This is a genomic window from Halorubrum shenae (genome assembly GCF_051194165.1).
Taxonomy (GTDB): domain Archaea; phylum Halobacteriota; class Halobacteria; order Halobacteriales; family Haloferacaceae; genus Halorubrum.
Genome location: NZ_JBLZNI010000006.1, coordinates 139,354 through 158,129 on the forward strand (window position 1 = coordinate 139,354; position 18,776 = coordinate 158,129).

At 62.6% G+C, this 18,776-nt stretch carries 14 protein-coding genes; 10 read left to right on the plus strand and 4 right to left on the minus strand.

Annotated elements, in window-relative coordinates; all coding sequences use genetic code 11:
- Positions 1 to 454: 454 nt before the first annotated feature.
- A complete protein-coding gene (locus ACNS88_RS09460; protein ID WP_435096376.1) occupies positions 455 to 910 on the minus strand; it encodes a zinc-ribbon domain-containing protein in 456 nt (151 codons plus the stop codon).
- Between the two features lie 228 nt (positions 911 to 1,138).
- On the opposite strand from ACNS88_RS09460, the gene ACNS88_RS09465 reads away from it, so the two are divergent.
- The 10 genes from ACNS88_RS09465 to arlJ all read left to right on the plus strand — a co-directional run bounded on the left by ACNS88_RS09465 (position 1,139) and on the right by arlJ (position 12,914).
- The gene (locus ACNS88_RS09465; protein ID WP_435096379.1) at positions 1,139 to 3,535 is read left to right on the plus strand and encodes a BGTF surface domain-containing protein; all 2,397 of its coding nucleotides are present in this window, start codon (positions 1,139 to 1,141) and stop codon (positions 3,533 to 3,535) included.
- A 102-nt stretch (positions 3,536 to 3,637) separates the two neighbouring features.
- A complete protein-coding gene (gene cheY / locus ACNS88_RS09470) occupies positions 3,638 to 3,994 on the plus strand; it encodes a chemotaxis protein CheY (protein ID WP_435096382.1) in 357 nt (118 codons plus the stop codon).
- A complete protein-coding gene (locus tag ACNS88_RS09475; RefSeq protein WP_435096385.1) occupies positions 3,994 to 5,193 on the plus strand; it encodes a chemotaxis protein CheC in 1,200 nt (399 codons plus the stop codon). The genes cheY and ACNS88_RS09475 overlap by 1 nt, the downstream gene beginning before the upstream one ends.
- A complete protein-coding gene (locus ACNS88_RS09480) occupies positions 5,190 to 5,708 on the plus strand; it encodes a chemotaxis protein CheD (RefSeq protein WP_435096388.1) in 519 nt (172 codons plus the stop codon). The genes ACNS88_RS09475 and ACNS88_RS09480 overlap by 4 nt, the downstream gene beginning before the upstream one ends.
- Positions 5,709 to 5,822: 114 nt before the next feature.
- Positions 5,823 to 7,721 (plus strand): FlaD/FlaE family flagellar protein, encoded by a 1,899-nt coding sequence (locus ACNS88_RS09485; protein ID WP_435096391.1) that lies wholly within the window; start codon positions 5,823 to 5,825, stop codon positions 7,719 to 7,721.
- Positions 7,711 to 8,175, plus strand: coding sequence for an archaellum stator protein ArlF (gene arlF / locus ACNS88_RS09490; protein WP_435096394.1), 465 nt, complete (start codon positions 7,711 to 7,713; stop codon positions 8,173 to 8,175). Before ACNS88_RS09485 ends, arlF begins: the two co-directional genes overlap by 11 nt.
- Positions 8,176 to 8,673: an archaellum stator protein ArlG gene (gene arlG, locus ACNS88_RS09495; protein WP_435096397.1), complete on the plus strand. Its 498-nt coding sequence runs from the start codon at positions 8,176 to 8,178 to the stop codon at positions 8,671 to 8,673.
- 2 nt (positions 8,674 to 8,675) lie between these two features.
- Positions 8,676 to 9,425, plus strand: a complete 750-nt coding sequence (gene arlH / locus ACNS88_RS09500; RefSeq protein WP_435096400.1) for an archaellum protein ArlH — start codon at positions 8,676 to 8,678, stop codon at positions 9,423 to 9,425.
- A 76-nt stretch (positions 9,426 to 9,501) separates the two neighbouring features.
- Positions 9,502 to 11,175, plus strand: a complete 1,674-nt coding sequence (gene flaI, locus ACNS88_RS09505; RefSeq protein ID WP_435096403.1) for an archaellum flagellar ATPase motor FlaI — start codon at positions 9,502 to 9,504, stop codon at positions 11,173 to 11,175.
- 2 nt (positions 11,176 to 11,177) lie between these two features.
- The gene (gene arlJ / locus ACNS88_RS09510) at positions 11,178 to 12,914 is read left to right on the plus strand and encodes an archaellar assembly protein ArlJ/FlaJ (RefSeq protein ID WP_435096406.1); all 1,737 of its coding nucleotides are present in this window, start codon (positions 11,178 to 11,180) and stop codon (positions 12,912 to 12,914) included.
- Positions 12,915 to 13,196: 282 nt separating this feature from the next.
- Here the strand turns inward: arlJ and ACNS88_RS09515 are convergent, their stop codons facing one another.
- The 3 genes from ACNS88_RS09515 to ACNS88_RS09525 form a co-directional block, all read right to left on the minus strand.
- Positions 13,197 to 14,162, minus strand: coding sequence for a hypothetical protein (locus ACNS88_RS09515; RefSeq protein ID WP_435096409.1), 966 nt, complete (start codon positions 14,160 to 14,162; stop codon positions 13,197 to 13,199).
- A gap of 396 nt (positions 14,163 to 14,558) precedes the next feature.
- On the minus strand, positions 14,559 to 16,364 hold the full coding sequence (locus ACNS88_RS09520) for a hypothetical protein (RefSeq protein ID WP_435096412.1): 1,806 nt from the start codon (positions 16,362 to 16,364) through the stop codon (positions 14,559 to 14,561).
- Positions 16,365 to 17,822: 1,458 nt separating this feature from the next.
- Positions 17,823 to 18,746, minus strand: a complete 924-nt coding sequence (locus ACNS88_RS09525) for an NAD-dependent epimerase/dehydratase family protein (protein WP_435096415.1) — start codon at positions 18,744 to 18,746, stop codon at positions 17,823 to 17,825.
- Positions 18,747 to 18,776: the final 30 nt, after the last annotated feature.

An 18,776-nucleotide genomic window follows, 5' to 3' on the forward strand; every position in this document is an offset into this window, starting at 1 on the left:
TGCCGTGGATCGATCGTTTATCAGTCGGATTGGCGTGTTGCTCGCGGCTGTTTATACGTGATTGACGGTAGCGCGATGGTGAAGGCCTCCAAAGCCCCAGCTGCGCTCGACTCCCACAGCTCGCTGCGGTCCTCGGTCGCTACGCTCCCTGTGGTCCTTGCGTCGCTGGGGTTCGCCGAGCGCAGCTGCCCCTTTGAGTCCCACCCGCCCGCAACCGCACAGCACCTCACCCCTCCCCAGCCTTGCGGCTTCCTCCGGTCGCCGCGTCCCTCGCGCGTGCTCTTCGCGCCCGATGGGCGCTCAGAGGCACGCGCCACCGCGGTTCATTTATAAGGACTCGTCGCCGTCGCTCTGCAACACTCACTCCCGACATCAATCATCGCTCGTGTCTGCACTGGCTGTACACGGTCAACGTGTCTCTCCTGTGAGAGGTTCAGCAGAGCCGAGAGAGCGCTTATAAAAGAACGAGCAGCGCGATACCGAGCAGCGCCAGCACCGCGTACAGCCCGGCCATCACCTCGCGTTTCAACGGACTTCCGAGCGGCTGTGCGGTCAGCCGGCGGATCGGCGGCAGGATGGCGATCCCGCCGAGTATCAGGGGGAAGGAACCGATCTGCGGGACGAGGGTGAGCGCGACGACGATCGTGCCGTACCCGAGGACGTAGCAGCCGCGGCGCCAGAGCTGCTCGCGGTCGGTGAGCTCCTCAGTCGGAAGGAACCGGGAGCCGTCATCGCCGCCTCCGTCGTTTCCGCCGCCCCCGCCGCCGGACTCGGCGGCCACCTGCTGGGCCTGTCGCTGCACGTACTCGTCGAGTTCCTCGGCGGCGTCCTCCGTCTGCGGGGCGCCGCACTCGACGCAGTAACGAGCCTCGTCGTCGATCGACGAGTCGCACCGGGGACAGGTCTTCATCTTCATCGAAAAGGCACCACGAGCGGACTTAACTCTTCGGAGCTTTGCCGACGGCCAGACCCCGCTTCCATCTGTCGATTCGGTTCGGTTCTGCGCTGTGACGAGACGCGTGCTTATCCGACACGATAATCGGGAGGGTACGCTTTAGTCGCTGAGATCCGGACCGTGTACTAACTACCGACGGGCCGTGCGGGCGGGTCGGCCTCGTCACAACGAAATCGACACACGATGACCTCCAGCTCTTCACCGAACGACGCGGATCCGTCCGACCGGACGGCGGCTGCCGACCGCGATCGGGCGACGACCGCCGCTCTCCACAGCGGGGACGCCAGCGGAGACGCAACTCCGCAGCCGGGGCACAGCGGGCGTAGCGAGGGGGACGCGACGAAAACCGCGTTCGGCACCCGGCTCGCCGATCTCTGCGTCGTGCTGGTCGCGACGGCGGTGCTCCTCTCGTTCGTCGGTAGTGCCGTGGTGGGCCCCGCCGGGGCGACACTCGCGGGAGGAGACGCCGAGCCGTCCGGCGGTGAGCGCGTCGCTCCAGCGATCGCGACCGACGAGAAAGCGGGAGCAAGCGGCGATACACACCGAGAGATCAAGGGATCGTTTAGCCGGTCGGTGTACACCGGGACGGCGGGAGATCCGGTGGAGATCAGACACGTCATCGGCGGGTCCGGTGGCGACCAGGCGTACCTGCTGATCGGCGGCAACCGCCTCACCGATTCGGGCGGAACGGTCGGGTTCGTCGACGTCGTCAAGGCGTCCGGCGGGTCCACGACGATCAACACGCGTCTCCTCGGGACGAACGAGAGCAACGTTGCCAGCTGCAGCGCTTCCGAGGTGAACTGCGATCTTGAGTTCAGAAACGAGGCGGGCGAGGTGGTCGCGGATAGCCTCGCAAATCTCACCAAGGCTGGCTCGACCGGTGCGGGCGGCCTCGCTCGTCCCCTCGTCCCGCACCGCTACCGGCTCGCAGTCACGAACGGGACGTTCATCGTCAGGGACTCCGGCGCGATAGACCCGGTCAAGGTGGGCGCGGAGTCCGATCTCGTGTTGCGAAAGCCGACGTTCAACGACAGCGTCGAGGTGTTCACGACCGCCGACAGCGAAGTCGTCACCGGCGGTGAGGGCGGGACCGAGTCGCTCAACGCGCTCAGGGAGAACGGGCTCGACCGCACGGCGGTGACGAAGGGGGACCGCGTCGTCCTCGGCTTCGAATCGACCGGTATCTGGGGCGCTCTGTCGCACTTCGCCGGCCAGCAGTCGATCGAACCCGGGACCCAGCTCAATCACACGGTCCTCGCCGACCTGCTCGACGCTGAGGAGGGCGTCTCGCTGCGGATCCGGGAGACGAATCCCGGGCGAAACGAGCGCCCGGCGGCGTTCGACCTCGCGAACGCGGACTCGGACGACGTCACGCTGTACGTCACGGAGGGGCAGACGCTCGAACGCGGGGACAGCGACAAGGCACCGAGTCGGTTCTACCTCGCAATAGACACGAGCGACGGCGGTCCCTTCACCGACGACATCGAACCGGGCGACGAGTTCTCGGTCGAGTTCGCGCTGGAGGGGACCGAGGGCGAGCGGTACGCGTTCGCTGACGGCCCAGAGCCTCCGGCGGCGTTCAATGCGGCGTCGGCCACGAGCGACCGAATCTCACAACAGTACCCGTACCACGAGAGCGCGGACGGGCGGGTGAGCGCCGAGGCGTCGTTCAGCGTCCGCGAACGCTACCTCCGGTACGACCACGTCACCGACGACGGCGACCTCCTCGTCGAGGCCGGCAACGAGACCATCACCGGAACGACCTCGATCCTCCCCGTGACGGACCTGACGGCGACGATCGTCAGGGACGGCGACGAGGGACCGTCACGGACCGAACCGGATCTGGTGATCGAAGACGGGAACTTCTCCGTCGACAGCGGACTCAGCAACGTGACGCCCGGAACGAAGGCGAGCTACCGGCTGTACCGGGGGCAGTCGCTGCAGGACAGCCGAACCGTTCTGGTCGTCGACGACGCCGAAAACCCCGCCCAGCTGCGGCTGGCCGACGGGACGACGACGAATCACACGGTGATTCGGGGCGAGTCGCTGTCGGATCTCTCGGCAAGGATACAGAACGTCGGGCAGTTGGAGACCCGAGAGCAGCTGTCGCTCGACGTCGACGGTCGGACGATTATCGCGGAGCGCCACGTGACGGTCGGACCGAGCGCTTCGAAAAACGAGACGTTCGGCGAGGTCAACGCCGAGTTGGAGCCGGGCGAGTATCCGTACGTGCTCACGATCGACGGCCACAGCGTGAACGGAACGCTGACCGTGAAGGCTGACCCGGCAGTGACGCGCGTCGACGATGCCGACGCCGCCGCCGACGGCTCGGCGGCGGTCGACGGCGGAGCGGAAAGCGACGGAGCAGCGGGAAGTGACGGCGCTGACGGCGAGACGGAGGCCGGCGAGGGCGACTCGGACGACGCCGGTGGAGACGGAAGGCCTTCAGAGAGCGGTGGCGGCGACGAGGCGCCCGGCGACGCGCCGGCGACGTTCCTCCCCTTCGGCATCGGGACGCGAGAGACGTTCGGCGGGACCCTCCTCGTGGGCGCGACGTATATCCTCGGTCACTGGGTCTGAGCGCGGTCGTGCCCCGGCCGGTCGGCCTCGCCACATTGGTTCTCAGCGTTGAGAACCACGGGGGAGTCGTTAAGTGAACGCTGACCCCTTTTTCAGGTAATCATGGCAACGCGCGTGCTTATCGCAGACGATTCGGAGTTCATGCGGAATCTGCTCCGTGAGATCCTTGACGGGGAGTTTGAGATCGTCGGCGAGGCCGAAAACGGCGTGGAAGCGGTCAACATGTACGAGGAACACGGACCCGATCTCGTAATGATGGACATCGTGATGCCGATTCGGGACGGTATCGAGGCGACGACGGAGATCATCGAGGAGAACCCGGAGGCGACGGTGATCATGTGTACCAGCGTCGGACAGGAAGAGAAGATGAAGGCGGCCATCAAGGCCGGCGCAGAGGGGTACATCACGAAGCCGTTCCAGAAGCCAAACGTGCTCGACGCCATCGGATCGGCTGTATAATGCGCGTCGACGTTCGGGCGCTCGGCGCCTGCAACCGGTTGGCAGAGCGGGGGGCCACACAGGCCGCCGGCGCGCTCACGGACCTGACGGGGACGGATCTCTCCGTGGAAGTCACGGGCGCTAGCGTCGCTAGCGGCGAAGACCTCGCGGAGGCGTTCGCCGGTCGCGAGTCGATCGGCGTGAGCATCGGGCTCCGCGGCGGGCTGGAGGGCGAGGCGGTCCTCGCGTTCGACGCGGCCAACATCGACGCGCTCCTCTCGCTGCTCCCGGGCGGGGCATCGATGGGACGCAGCGCGGTGACCGAAGTCGGGAATATCGCGCTCGGTGGGTTCCTCGACGGGTGGGCGAACTACCTCGGGAAGGCGATCGATATGACGCCGCCCCGGTACTTCGAGGCCGACGGCGCCGCCGTCCTCCCCGACGGCGCGCTCGCCGGTGACGGCGTGTTCCTCTTCGAGAGCCGACTGGACGCGACGGCGACGGATCTCGACTTCTCTATCTACATGCTTCCCGACTCCGGGCAGTTCCGCGACCTCATCGTGGGCAAGACCGCGCCGGCCGCGGCGCCGGGCGCAGACGGCAGGCCGGGAAACGACGGCGCCGGCACCACCGCGGTTCCCTACGAGTCGCTGTCGACGTTCGCGTCCCTGGCGAAGCAGGGCTCCGCGAACGCCGCCGACAACATCGCGATGATGACCGGCCTCGAGACGAGCGTCGACGTGAGCCGACTGCGATTCGTCCCGCTCGCCGACGTGCCCGCGGAAGTCGGCATCGAGCCGCATGCGGGGACCGTCTTCGAACTGCAGGGAGAGCCGAGCGGCTACCTCGCGATCCTCTTCGAGGAAGAGTCCGCAGCGAAGATCGCGGCCTCGATGCTCCCGATGGAGCCGGACGAACCGCTCGGCGACATGGCCGAGAACGCGCTTTGCGAGCTCGGCAACGTGATGACGAGCGGATTCATCGACGGCTGGGCGAACGTGCTCGGTACGTCGATCACCCACTCGCCCCCGGAGTTCGTCCACGATATCGGCTCGGCGACGATCAGCTCGCTGGTCGCCAAGCTGAGCCAGCGGCAGGACTACGGGTTCGTGATCGACGCCGCGATCCAGACTGAAGGGGTACAGACGCGGTGCGACGTGTACGCGCTCCCGGACGAGCGCGAACTGGCCCGGGCACTCGACAGGCTCTCTGAGTCGTGAGCCATCCACGGTCCTCTCGCGACGAACCGCTCTCTCAGACCGCCGATGCCGGCCGGATAAAGGTCGGTGTCAGTGATCTGTCAGTCACTGACAGCGGGGAGACGCTGACGACGAGTGGGCTGGGCTCGTGCGTCGCCGTGGCGCTCGTCGACCGATCGACGGGCGCTAGGGGACTGTTACACGCGATGTTACCGAACGGTAACGGGACCGACACCGGCATGGAGCGCCCTGGCAAGTACGTCGACACCGGTATTAAGACGCTGATCACAGAGATGGAGGCCGCGGGCGCGTCCCCCGACCGGCTCGAAGCGCGCGTCGCCGGGGGCGCAGAGATGCTCAATCTCACGGACGCAGTCGGGCCGCGGAACGTCGCGCGTGCTGACCAGTGCCTCGACGCGGCTGGGATTCCGGTGGTCGAGCGCGCCGTCGGCGACGGGGTCGGTCGGACCATCAGGTTCAGGGCCGACGGCAGGATGGTCGTTCGAGCGGCCGACGGGTTCGAACGGATACTGTAGTGCCGAACAGTAGAGAGGGCCGCGCGGCGTCACAGAAGTAACCGGTCACGGGCCTTCTCACGGCTGATATTTTGAGGGGTGAATTGAAGTGTGTTCTGAGGGTGATATATGGTAATGGGCCTCGAATTACCGGTGTGGGATGTTCCAACGGCCGCATGGATAGTCGCCACGCTGGGGCTCGTCGGTGCGAGCGTCCTCGACAGGTTCCTCGACAATGGCGGCTCCGACGACGATGATTCCGGGGGCATGGGCGGCGGAGACGACCCCTTCGGCGGTGGAGAGATGGGGGGTGGCGGCGGAATGGGCGGCGGCGGAATGGGCGGCGGTGACGATTTCGACGATTTCGACGGGATGGACGAGTGGGATGACGACTTCGACGACGGTGGCGGCGGCGGGTCGAACACCGACGAGCTTGAGAACCGACTCGACGAGTTGGAGAACGAGGTCTCTTCGCTCTCGTCGACGGTCTCGACCGTCCGCTCGGAGAACGAGGAGATCTCGGCCGCCGTCGACGACATCGAGGAAGACGTGCGGAACTTACTCGACATCTACGAGATGGTGACCCGTGGCATCAACCCGTTCGTCGACGACTCAAGCGGCTTCGGCGGGGTTGACGGCGGCGGAGAAGGGTCATTCGGTCTCTTCGACGATGACGAAGAAGAGAATGCGGGCGACGACGACCTCGACGACGACATCGCGAACGCGGACGCCGACGGGTTCTTCGATGACGACCTGCTCGACGATGACTTCGAAGATGACGACGACGACGAATTCGCCGAGTTGGACGAGGAACCGGGAGACGAGCACACGGACGACGGCGACCCCGCCGACGCCGCGTCCGAAACCGCGGTGGCGGACGACGGAGACGATATGAACGACGATGGAAAGAGCTTCAGCGAGCTGAAAGAGGAGTACGACGCCGGGGAGGCCGACTGGGCCGACGAGGACGGCGCCGAAACGGACGCGGACACGACCGCGGACGATGACCCGTTCGACGACGCGGGCGATTCATTCGACGACGGAGAGGACCCGTTCGAGGAAGAGATCGGCGACGAGCCAGATCCGTTCGACGACGGGCCCGCGGACGACGCCGTCGAATCGTTCGACGAGGGAATGGACTCGTTCGACGAGGACCCCGTCGACGACGGCCGGGCGACGAACGGTCACGAACCGGAGCCGGAACCCGAAGCGAAACCAGAGCCCGAGCCGGAACCGGAACCCCAGGCGAAACCAGAGCCCGAGCCGGAACCGGAGCGCTCACGCGGCCAGCGGCCCGGCGGCGATCCCGCCGAGGCGAACGCTGGCGGCTTCGAGTACGTCCGTAAGGACGACCTCTCGGGGACCCGCGGCAAGCCGTACCTCACGGAGCTGCCCGGCGACTACGTCGGGGATCTGCTCGTAATGGAGTGGTTGGAGTTCCTCGTCTCCGAGAGCGACGTCACCGACGCGGTGCGCGCGATCAACTACTACGAGCGCATCGAGTGGGTCGGCCCCGAGGCGGCCGCGCGGCTCCGGGACTTCCTCTCCGGGTTCGGAACGATCGACCGCAACCTCGTCGACCGACCGGGGACCGACCGACTGGTCCGCGAACATCACACCCGCAGCCTCCGGTACGTGACCCAGCTCAACGGGACGAGCGGTCACCTCCTGTTGCTCGACCGATGGGACGACCTCGCCAGCGGCTCGCTGGTCGGTGGCGGACCGCCACGGGCCGGGTCGAGCCGCGGCGGGCGCGGAGGATACGGGCGGCACGAGGGCAGTCGCGACCGGCGCGCGCCCGAGCAGTCCGACGATCGCCGCGACGCGCGCCCGAGCGAGAACGGTCGCGGTGGCGACGCGGAGCGACGGGACAGCCAGGCGGAGCGACACGGTGAGCGGCGGGACGGCCACGCCGACCCCCACGGGTCCGAGGGCCGCGAGCGAAACGGCGGCTCCCCGCGACCGATGAACGACCCGAACCCGCGTTCCGACCGCGCCGACCCGGCCGACGGAGGGTGGGGCGATGGGCGTTAGCGTCTCTGCGTCGACGGCCATCATCGTCGCGGGGTTGTTCTTCGCGTTCACGACGTTCTACCCCGTCGCGGCGAACGGGTTCGACCGCGTCAGCGACGCACAACAGGGCATAAACGAGCGCGCGCTCGAACGGCAGAACACGGCGTTTTCCGTGACGAACGCGACGTACGATGGCGGGACCAACAATCTCACCGTCAACGCCACCAACGACGGCTCCGTCGGCCTCGTCGCCGGTGACGCAACGCTGGTCGTCGGCAACGAGTACGTCGACGTGGGCGGGCCGAACGCGACCACGACCGTCGACGGCAACGCCGACACCGAGCTGTGGCTCGGCGGCGAGACGCTGACCGTGACGGTCGCACAGGGCGACACGGAGACGGTGATCGGGAACGGCACTCGCGTCGTCCTCGTCGTCGAATCCGGCGTCCGTGACACCGCGGAGGTGAACGCGTAGATGGCTAGCGTCCCCATCTCCCACCTCATCCTGTTCATCGCGAGCCTCGTGATCGCGGCCGGTGTGGTTGGGACGATCACCACAGGAGTCGATCGCGTGAGCGCGGCGGTCGACGACGCCGGGCTGGACGCGACCGAGAAGCTCCGCACCGACGTGACGATCATCTCCGACGCGAGCGCGGGGGTGTACAACGCCAGCGACCAGCAGAACGTGACCCTCTTAATAAAGAACACCGGGACCTACCGGCTCGCACCCGACGGATCGGGGCTCGACGTCGTCTTCGACGGCCGATACGTTCGACCGAGCGCGATCAACGGCGAGGTCGTCTCCGCCGACGGCGGCGCGGTCTGGAGCCGCGGCGACGTGTTGCGGCTCACGATCAACGCGAGCGACCTCGACGGAACGAACAGCGGTCTCGATGACGGCGACCACCGGGTGTTTATTACCGTCAACGGCGACGAGGAGCTGTTCCAGTTCCGCGTGGAGGGAGGCAACTGAGGATGCCGCACAGTAACCTCCTCTCGCTCGGGCTCGGCGAACGTGATCGGCTGAACAAAGAGCTCGGCGGGGGGATCCCCCGCGGCAGCATCGTCCTCATGGAGGGCGACTACGGCGCCGGCAAAAGCGCCATCTCCCAGCGATTCGCCTACGGGCTCGTCGAGGAGGGCGCGTCGGTGACAATGATGTCAACGGAGCTCACCGTACGCGGGTTCATCGACCAGATGCACTCGCTGGAGTACGACGTGGTGAAGCCGCTCCTGCAGGAGGAGCTGCTCTTTCTCCACGCCGATTTCGACTCCGGCGGGGCGTTCTCCGATGACGACGGCGAGCGCAAGGAGCTGCTCAAGCGGCTGATGAACGCGGAGGCGATGTGGAACTCCGACGTCATCTTCCTCGATACGTTCGACGCCATCTTTCGGAACGACCCGACCTTCGAGGCGTTGGTCCGGAAAAACGAGGAGCGACAGGCGGCCCTCGAGATCATCTCCTTCTTCCGTGAGATCATTTCTCAAGGGAAGGTGGTGGTGCTCACCGTCGACCCCTCGGCCGTCGACGACGAGGCGATCGGCCCGTTCCGCTCGATCGCCGACGTGTTCATTCAGTTGGAGATGATCGAAGTGGGCAACGACATCCGCCGGCAGATCAACGTGAAGCGCTTCGCGGGGATGGGCGAACAGGTCGGTGACACCATCGGCTTTTCCGTTCGCTCGGGAACCGGAATCGTCATCGAGAGCCGCAGCGTTGCGTGAACACATGAACGAGTCGACGCACAGCCGTCCCGTCCGTCGGGACGCGACCGATCCGACAGGAGACGCGGAGTAAAACATGACCGAACACGGCACAGCAAAACCGTCGGACGAGCTCCGGAAGGCAGCCATGCGTCGGCCGCACCTCCGTGAGCACCTGCGGGAGTTCAAACAAATTACCGGAGAGTTCCCGCAGTACATCGAGGAGCCGAAATCCGAGTACGAGTCGAACCGCCCGAACGTCATCTACCCCGTTGGCGGGCCGATCTACAGTCACATCTACGGCGACCTCGGGCAGGACACGAAGTACTACGCCCTCGAGCCGGAGGTGTCGGGTCCGGAGGGCGAGATTCTCAATCAGGTGAGAAACCGACTGCTCTCGGCGAGCGGCCAGCACAATGCCCCCGACTCAGAGGCGGAGTACGACGACCTCATCGAGGAGCTGTTAGAGGAGGTAACTCACATCGACGACGGCGCTACCGGCTGGCGCCGCGGGATATCGAAGTTCCGGAACTTCGGGAAGCTCTCGGTTACCGAAGAGACCTACGAGAACATCCGCTACCGGCTCAACCGGGACATCGTCGGGCTCGGACCGCTCGAACCGGTCATGCGTGACCCGGCCAACGAGGACATTCACGTCATCGGTCCGCACGAGTGTCACGTCGACCACGGTACCTACGGCATGCTGGAGACGACCGTCGACTTCGGCACGCCGAAGGAGTTCGACAACTGGCTGCGCAACATGGGCGAGCGGATCGGCGACCCGCTCTCCGACTCCGACCCCATCGTCGACTCCACGCTGCCGGACGGGTCGCGTATCAACATCATCTACTCCGACGACGTCTCGCTGAAGGGCTCCTCGCTCACGATCCGACAGGGCGAAGAGGTGCCGCTATCGATCAACCAGATCACCAACTGGGGGACGCTCTCGCCGGAGCTGGCGGCGTACCTCTGGCTCTGTCTCGAAAACGAGCAGACGGTGTTCGTCGTCGGGGAGACCGCGTCAGGGAAGACGACGACGCTGAACGCGATCTTATCGTACATCCCCGACGACTCGAAGATATACACCGCGGAGGACACCGCCGAGGTCATCCCGCCCCACAGCACCTGGCAGCAGCTGTTGACCCGCGAGGGCGGTGGCGAAGGCTCCTCGGACGTGGACATGTTCGACCTCGTCGCCGCCGCGCTGCGGTCGCGTCCCGACTACATCATCGTGGGCGAGGTGCGTGGCGCCGAGGGGCGCATGGCGTTCCAGGCGGCCCAGACCGGGCACCCGGTCATGCTAACGTTCCACGCGTCCGACATCGTCTCGATGATCCAGCGGTTCACCTCCGAGCCGATCAACGTCCCGGAGACGTTCATGGACAACGCCGACGTGGCGCTGTTCCAGAACCGGGTGAAGCAGGGCGACGACGTGCTCCGTCGGGTGACGAGCGTCCAAGAGATCGAGGGATACTCCAAGGAGATGGAGGGGGTCGTCACCCGCGAGGTGTTCAGCTGGGACCCCGTCGAAGACGAGATCGTCTTCCAAGGGATGAACAACTCCTACGTCCTCGAAGAGCAGATCGCGACGCTGCTGGGATACGCTGACACCCGCGACATCTACGACGACCTCAACTTCCGCGCGGAGCTTATCGAGCGGATGATTCAGGAGGGTATCCTGGGCTATCACGAGGTGAACGACGCGATCAACTCGTTCCAGCGTGACGGCGTCGAAGGGCTTCCCTTCGATATGCACCAGAACGTCCGATAGTCATGGCGGTGAAAGAGGTCGGCAACGGGCTCGCGACCGCAGCCGAGCTGACCTCGGCGATCATGGAGTCGTACGACAAGCTCGACATCTCGAAGCGGAAGTACGTCGGGTTCGTGTTGCTTCCGGCGCTGCTCGTATTCGCCGTGAGCGTCGTCGGCCTGTTCGTTCTCCCGCTGCCGTTCGCCGCGCGGGTTCCCATCCCGATGTTCGGCGGGCTCGTGTTGGTGGCGGCGGTGATCTATCCGAAGATCTACCTCTCCAGTCTGGAGAGCAAGATCGACAACCAGCTGCATCTCGTGATGACCCACATGACCGTGTTGTCGACGACCAACATCGACCGCATGGAGGTGTTTCGGACGCTGGCCAAAGAGGAGGAGTACGGCGTCGCAGCGGAGGAGATCGCCCGCGTCGTCCACCTCGTCGACACCTGGAACCAGAGCCTCGACGACGCGTGTCGGCGGCGGGCGGAAGAGGTCCCTTCGGACGCGATGGCTGACTTCTTCGACCGCCTCGGCTACACGATGGGGGCGGGCCAGTCGTTAGAGGAGTTCCTCGTCTCAGAGCAGGACGTCATGCTCGCGAAGTACGAGACGGTGTACGAGTCCGCGCTGGCGAATCTGGAGGTGATGAAGGACCTGTACATGTCGATGATCCTCTCGATGACGTTCGCCCTCGTGTTCGCGGTCGTCCTCCCGATCTTGACCGGTAACGACCCGACCGCGACGGTGGCGGCGGTCATCGTGCTGTTCGTCTTCGTCCAGTTCGGCTTCTACGCGATGATCCGAGCGACCTCGCCGTACGACCCGATCTGGTTCCATCCCGACGAGCGCGCGCCCGGCGACCTGAAACTGTGGGCGTCGCTCGGGATCGGCGGCGGGCTCTCGTTCCTCATCATCGGGATCACGGCCGCCGGGATGTACGGGTACGGACCGGGGCTTCCCGGCCTGCTCTGGTTCATCGACGACGTACAGCTCCCGCTGTACATCGCGGTGCCGGTCTCGCCCCTCATTATCACCGGCGTCGTCCTCCGCACCGAAGAGCAGGCGATCACGGCCCGCGACGGCGAGTTCCCCTCCTTCATCCGCGCGCTGGGCGCGACCGAGAGCGCGAAGCAGTCGACGACGACAGACGTGTTGACCACGCTGCGCGACAAGAACTTCGGCGACCTCTCGCCGTCGATCGAGCGGCTCTACCGCCGGCTCAACATGCGTATCAGCACGGAAGGTGCGTGGGAGCAGTTCACTTACGACACGCGGTCGTACCTCATCCAGAAGTTCTCCGAGATGTACCTCGTCGGCCGGCAGATGGGCGGGGATCCGAAGATGCTCGGCGAACTGATCTCGAAGAACATGAACGCGGTGAACCAACTCCGCGAACAACGCCGACAGGCGGCGATGACCTTCGTCGGCCTGCTGTACGGGATCACGGCGGCGGCGACGTTCGCCTTCTTCATCGGACTGGAAATTGTCGCCATCCTCGCGGAGCTGACGGCCGACTTCCAGCTCGAACAGATGGACGTCGGGAAGATCATCTACCCCGGGGCGTACGACATCCCGCTCATCGAATACCTGCTGCTCACGGTGGTCCTTTTCAACGCCGCCCTTTCCTCGCAGATGATCCGGCGGATCGACGGCGGCAACCCCGCGAACGGCTATATCCACTTCGTGTTGCTGACGTGGCTCGGCGCGGCGACGGCGATCGCGACGCGGACGCTGGTGAACGCGATCCTGTCGATTTAAGAATTGATTCAGTCTGTCGATCGTTTATAAACAGTTCCTGATGGTGTGTTGAACAGTTTTGAGATTTCAGCCGCTCGTTAGTAAGCGATTGGCTCTGTCGAGATCCTCGGAGACTGATAGGTACTGGTTGCTGAATGTAGAGGGTGAGTTCAGCACGGGAATTGCGTTATTTTTCCCATCTGAATCCTGAACCAACCGATAGAATTCGCTTGCATACTAATCGACATAAAAGTTCAGAAGTTGAAGCAACTGATGAGACTCAACAGCACTGAACTCCAACTATCAAAACGGAAGCGCTTCCGCGGAGATAATTTGAGCTTCAGTTATTGAGAGTCGAATGAGAATACTCCTATCTGAATATCCAGAATGAATGATGGCAGTATCCAATTCTTTGCCCTCCGGTATATTCACGACATCTATCCATCGTGTTCTCGTTGCAGGGTGTGTTTCTGGAACATCATCGGCCCGACTCCCAGCGACTTTCCACTGGTCGTCTGCCCACGTATCACTTAGTGCCAAGTTGAGAACGTCGGTCTCCATTCCATTGTCTAATACGTAATTCGTTTCCCAGTCCCCGTCTATCGATACATCCATGTCGTTGACTACCTCCCAGAGAACGACCGTTCCAGACACGTTTTTGTTGTCTACATATGGGCCCAGTATCGTTGTCACATCCACATCGTAGGCAACGCCCAGAATACCTGCAGTAACTCCATCTTCCGTTTTTGCTGATGGGGTGAAGTCCAAATCGGACCCTATCACACTTTCCTTAGCTGTTTTTTCAATATCTGATTGATAGTCATCGAACTTCGTCTCGAGTTCCTCCGGATCAACATAATCAGACAGCAGTTCTGGTGTTGCCAATTGGAGCAGTTGTGTGGTGATGTCCGTTGGATCAACAATAGTCACATTATGTTCCTCTGCAAATACCACCGCCTCACCCGACGCGGGACGCTGAATCAAGGCGACCATTGCAGTCGATTCCGCGTTTCCGAACAACTCGAAATCTTGTTTCAACTGTGATTGAGTGAGCTCATCATCATAGCAATAGACAGAAACTGATTGGTGAATTGGGAACTCCTGTATAGCAAGGAGATCACCGATGACATCTGTATCTCCAATTCCCATTTCTGTGTACCAACCATGGAATGTACAGATATCGCCAAACAGGGAGATGAAATCGACTCGGCTCAAGTCAAGGACAGTCTCAAAAAGATACTGTTCTAACTCTGCGGTTGGATCGCCCATCAGTATATAGGATGATAGGACTGAGGTAATAAATCCTGATACAATCTGCCCGCATTCCGTGGCTCATCATTGCGAAATACCCATCATCGCCTTAGAAAGCTGCAGACCGAGCATCTTCACAGATGCGCTAGCTGAACGAACTCGCTTTCCCACTCACACCGAATCAATAAACGATCTATCTGTACTAACCGATCCGATCTGACTGGATCGGGAAATAATTCTGTGCGAGATGCGCGCCCTCTATTCAGCAAGACTGCTGAAAACTATCATCGATTGAGGGTTTCAACAAGGCCGAGTCGTCCAATAATGAGTATCCACGTAGTTATCTAGATAATTATCTCACGAGTTATCTAACCACGAACGACACAAAAAAGTAAAATCAAGAATAGTCGGCGCTTAGTTGACGCTCTTCGAGAGCTCGGCCCCTGCTTTGAATTTCACATCGTCAGACGCGTTTGTCTCGGTGAAGTGGACGAGTCGTCCTTGGTGCGTAAGCACTACCGACACATCATCGGTTGTCAGGGCTTCCGTCTCGGTGCGCCCCGGGCGCTTTCGCAGCATGAGGTCGTCTCCTTCTGCTTCTGAAAGGACCCCTTGGGCAACTGCATCCGAGATCGACCCATCAAACAGTCTTGCTCCTTGTCGCTCTCGGTCGTCAGACAGGCTTCGAGCAACCACGTCTCCGTACCCATCTCCATCCAAGTCACCAGCGCCAACACCGAGGACTTCCGTCGGTCCTCCCACATCCACGAGCGTGGCTGAGTTCTCGAAGTGCCCCACGTCGATAACCCACCCACCTGTGTAGAGATACTGGTCAGCGTTCTTGCAACGGCGAACGTACAACAGCGCGGGGAATGGCGTCGGGCAGTCCGGCGGGGAGACCATAATCGGACACACGAGTGTCGACGTGGTCGAGCTCGCCCCATTTTCTGAACCCCAACTGTCGAAGTCAGCGGGGGCGACTGACGACCCATCTGCACTGACTGCGAGGGCAGGCGTCGTCTCCGTGGCCTGTGGTGGGTCGTTCACCACGTGAACCCTGATTCGGCCGTCAACGGCGGTGACTTCGAGATGGATACCTGTGTCCACGGGTCCCGAAAGGGCTGACAGGCACACGTCCGAGTTGGAGAGAGAGATGTCGTCACCCATGATTGCCCTGTTAAGGACGTTTTCACCACCAATCGCGTCTCCCTCGTAAATCGGGCTGGTGTTTCCTCCGCCGTTTTCCGTGCGGGCTCGGAGCTCTCCCCACGCGTATATCTTACCTTCAGTATCGGCTCGGCCGGTCACGTACTCGATGATGCGGCGCGGAGTGAGTTCGTTAACGAGAGCGAGGTCCCGGCCCGGGACGCGAGCGTCGGGGACCGTAATGGTAAACAGCTCGTTGAGTATGGGTTCGTCAGCGAGGTACTCGTACAGGGCTCCTACGTTGTCTCCCGGCATCACCATATCTCTGTCTTCCCCGAGGATGATTTCACCGGTCACGCCCGAGGTGTTTGCGTCGTTCAACGAAGAGTCGAGCAGTTCGATGTCACCTTCGACGATTCCTCGTATCTTTTGAACGTCTTCGGCAGCAGCTTCCCACTCACCGTTCTCGACGTGCTCTGCTGCCTGCTGAGTCAGTTGTTTTCGGCTGTCTGCGTGGTTTCGCACGGTCACGCACACGTCGTCGGAGCAGCGTTCGAGCGTGGCCTGTATGTCTTCGATGGTGTCGCCCATGTCTGCGAGGCCGCGAGGCCCTTTGCGTGCAGAGCGCTTGCTGATGGAGTCGGCTGCTGCTTTCGTCTGCGAGAGAAGCGTATTCTCCAAGTCTAACGCAACCCCAAGAGGGTCATTGTAATCACGGTCGCCTAATCCGTCGCCATCCGAATCCGCGTCTCCATCAGGAGCCTGAATACCTGCCTTGTTACTGCGCGTGTTGTTGTAGTTGGCCGCAGCGAGGGCTTGCGCAGTCACCCACGCTTCGAGTTCGACCTCTCCGGAGAGCAGTCCGGAATCACCGGACACTGTCGGAGTAAGTTTGTACACGGTCGGGTCGCCCGTCGGCGAGGGGCCGGTGTACTCACCAATACCTGCAAACGGTGCTGCTGGGGATGCTCCTGTATTTGTCGTCGCACTTGCGACTCTACCGAGACAGCCACTGAGCGCACCAACGGCCAAGAGACCACTCGCAGTAAGCATCTGTCGACGGCTAGTTCCCATTGCCGACATATCTCGCTCAGAACTGTATCTTTTTGAAGCCATTAATGTGTGTTAGACGCTTTCAACTATCATAAGCATTCTTACAAAAGTGGGCGGAGATTTCACATTAGAGATTCAGGATTTATCCCCTTCCTCTCGGACCAAGACTGACCCCGGATGGCAGCTTATGCTGTCAGGCGAACAGTCTTTGCTGCCATGGGTGCTGGCTATTCCATCGAGACCGGTGTTCGGACTTGTTTGCCGCCCAACAATACTGTTGTAATAGCCGTGATTTGGACTGAAACACCTGATTTGTGGGCGTAGAATGCTTCTAACAACCTCAAAAATAGCACAGTTATATGGCTCTGTTGAAATGATTAAGAACTGACAGAATCGGCGTACGAGATAGAGAGGATGCAGTCAGCAATGGAACTGCGTTATTTTCTCCATCATAATCCTGAACCAACCGGTAGAACGTGCCTGCGAATGTTACAGTGCGTTTAGTGAGAAAGGGGAAACAGATATGATCGTACGGTTTCAATTTATCTTATGAATTTGCCCTCTTCCGGAGCACATCCGTTGCTCGGGACTGACGGACGAGCGAGGACGCTCCGCTTGTTTTTGACTGCGCTTATTGGAACCCCGTGGCTACTGTTTATTGAGTCAACCCGCCAGATCGTCTCACCGGAGGCGACAATAGCGGCAGTCGGTCTGGGGATGTTTCTCGGTGTTTTGGCAGCGGTAGGACTGGCTGACGTTGATTTCCGGGAAGTAAACGACGTGACGGCGGTAATCATTACACTCGTTTGTGTCTGTGTTGCAACTGTCGTTGTCTGGCTGATCGTGCCTCATCAATATCTCGGGACAATGCTTCAGTTCACATTGGCGTTTATGTGGACAATGCCCGTAATATCTCAAGTCTATCACCGTTACCGAGCGCCCGCTACCAGCTAAGTACACGAACACCTCTCGGAACTCCCCTACTCTGTACTGACCGATCGCTCCCCTCCCCAGACCGACCTTGGTTTGTGCCACATTCGCGCCGTGCATTCAGCACGGACTCACCGAACTATCATTGGCTGAGGATCTCAACGGTGCCGAGCGATTGATTACTACAGATTGACCGCAGACATCTCCATAGCCCCAGCCGCTCGTTTATAATTATCCACTGAAAGGTCGTCGGTAAACACCCCCAAAGCCCCAGCCGCGAGGACTCCTGCGCCTCGCTGCGCTCCTCGGTCGCTCGTTCCACTCGCTCCCTGCGGTGCTTACATCGGCGGAGTTCGTCCTCGCGGCTGCCCCTTTGAATCCCGCCTCGCACCGCACAGCACCGCAGCCTCACGCCTCCCCAACCTCGCGGCTCCCTTCGGTCGCCGCGTCCCTCGCGCGGCGCTCCTCGCACCCTTATCAGGGCGCTCGGAGGCGCGCGCCACCGCCTCGTTTATCTATAAATATCTTATAAAGAGCTCTCTCGGTGAATTATCGCCTGAACAGCACCGGCTCAGAAACGTCCTCGTCGGCCGCATCGCGCCACGACCGGCTCGGTTGCCACCCGAACAGCCGCTCGGCCTTCTCGATCGCGTACGCCCCCCGGTCGTCGCCCTCGTCGACCGCACACTCGTCCGGAATCGCGCCGTACGACTCCCGCAGAAGGTCGAGCAGGGGGCGACCGAGCGCGTTGTCGGCGGCGACGCAGTTGACGGCCTCGTGAGTCCCGGGCGCGACGACCGGGTCCGATCCCGCGGTCTCGGCGAGCGCGGCGGCGACGAGGTCGGCGACGTCGCGGGCGTCGACGTACGACCAGAAGTTGCCGGCGCCGGCGTCGAGATCGTCGACGTAGTCGTCGCTTCGACAGGCGTACGCGCCGGGATACTGGATCCACGACGGTCGGATCGACACGGCTGGGACGCCCTCACGGCGGGCGACCGCACCGGCCGCCGCCTCCGCGGTCACCTTCGAGAGGCCGTAGGGGTCCTCGGGTCGCAACGGGTGCTCCTCGGTGATCGGGAGCTCGTCCGGAAGCGGCGTCGGCTCCGCGAAGAAGAAGCCGTAAGCGCCGTCGCTGGAGGCCTGCACGATCCGGGCGTCGGCTCGGCCGGCGGCGTCGAGGACGTTCTTCGCGGCGCGGACGTTCGTCTCGAACACCCGGCCGTCGGGGTGAGTACCGGCGACGGGGATCGCGGCCCAGTGGACGACCGCGTCGGGGTCGACAGCGTGGACCACGTCGAGCGCCTCATCCCGTTTCGCGAGGTCGGCGGCGCGGAACGAGACGTTCGGGGCGGGCTCGGCGTCGAGGCCCGGATGCTCGTAGTCGACGACGACGACCTCGTAATCGGCCGCGAGTCGATCGACGACCCAGCGCCCGGAGGCGCCGCGGCCGCCGGTGACGAGAACGGTCTCCATGCGTGCGGATATCCGGGGCGGGGGAAAAGC

Bases quoted from the DNA above. Each gene is read 5' to 3' on its own strand.
- arlG (WP_435096397.1), top strand. From the start codon at position 8,176: ATGGCTAGCGTCCCCATCTCCCACCTCATCCTGTTCATCGCGAGCCTC.
- ACNS88_RS09460 (WP_435096376.1), bottom strand. From the start codon at position 910: ATGAAGACCTGTCCCCGGTGCGACTCGTCGATCGACGACGAGGCTCGT.
- ACNS88_RS09475 (WP_435096385.1), top strand. From the start codon at position 3,994: ATGCGCGTCGACGTTCGGGCGCTCGGCGCCTGCAACCGGTTGGCAGAG.
- arlF (WP_435096394.1), top strand. From the start codon at position 7,711: ATGGGCGTTAGCGTCTCTGCGTCGACGGCCATCATCGTCGCGGGGTTG.
- cheY (WP_435096382.1), top strand. From the start codon at position 3,638: ATGGCAACGCGCGTGCTTATCGCAGACGATTCGGAGTTCATGCGGAAT.
- arlH (WP_435096400.1), top strand. From the start codon at position 8,676: ATGCCGCACAGTAACCTCCTCTCGCTCGGGCTCGGCGAACGTGATCGG.
- ACNS88_RS09515 (WP_435096409.1), bottom strand. From the start codon at position 14,162: ATGGGCGATCCAACCGCAGAGTTAGAACAGTATCTTTTTGAGACTGTC.
- flaI (WP_435096403.1), top strand. From the start codon at position 9,502: ATGACCGAACACGGCACAGCAAAACCGTCGGACGAGCTCCGGAAGGCA.
- ACNS88_RS09520 (WP_435096412.1), bottom strand. From the start codon at position 16,364: ATGGGAACTAGCCGTCGACAGATGCTTACTGCGAGTGGTCTCTTGGCC.
- ACNS88_RS09465 (WP_435096379.1), top strand. From the start codon at position 1,139: ATGACCTCCAGCTCTTCACCGAACGACGCGGATCCGTCCGACCGGACG.
- arlJ (WP_435096406.1), top strand. From the start codon at position 11,178: ATGGCGGTGAAAGAGGTCGGCAACGGGCTCGCGACCGCAGCCGAGCTG.
- ACNS88_RS09485 (WP_435096391.1), top strand. From the start codon at position 5,823: ATGGGCCTCGAATTACCGGTGTGGGATGTTCCAACGGCCGCATGGATA.
- ACNS88_RS09525 (WP_435096415.1), bottom strand. From the start codon at position 18,746: ATGGAGACCGTTCTCGTCACCGGCGGCCGCGGCGCCTCCGGGCGCTGG.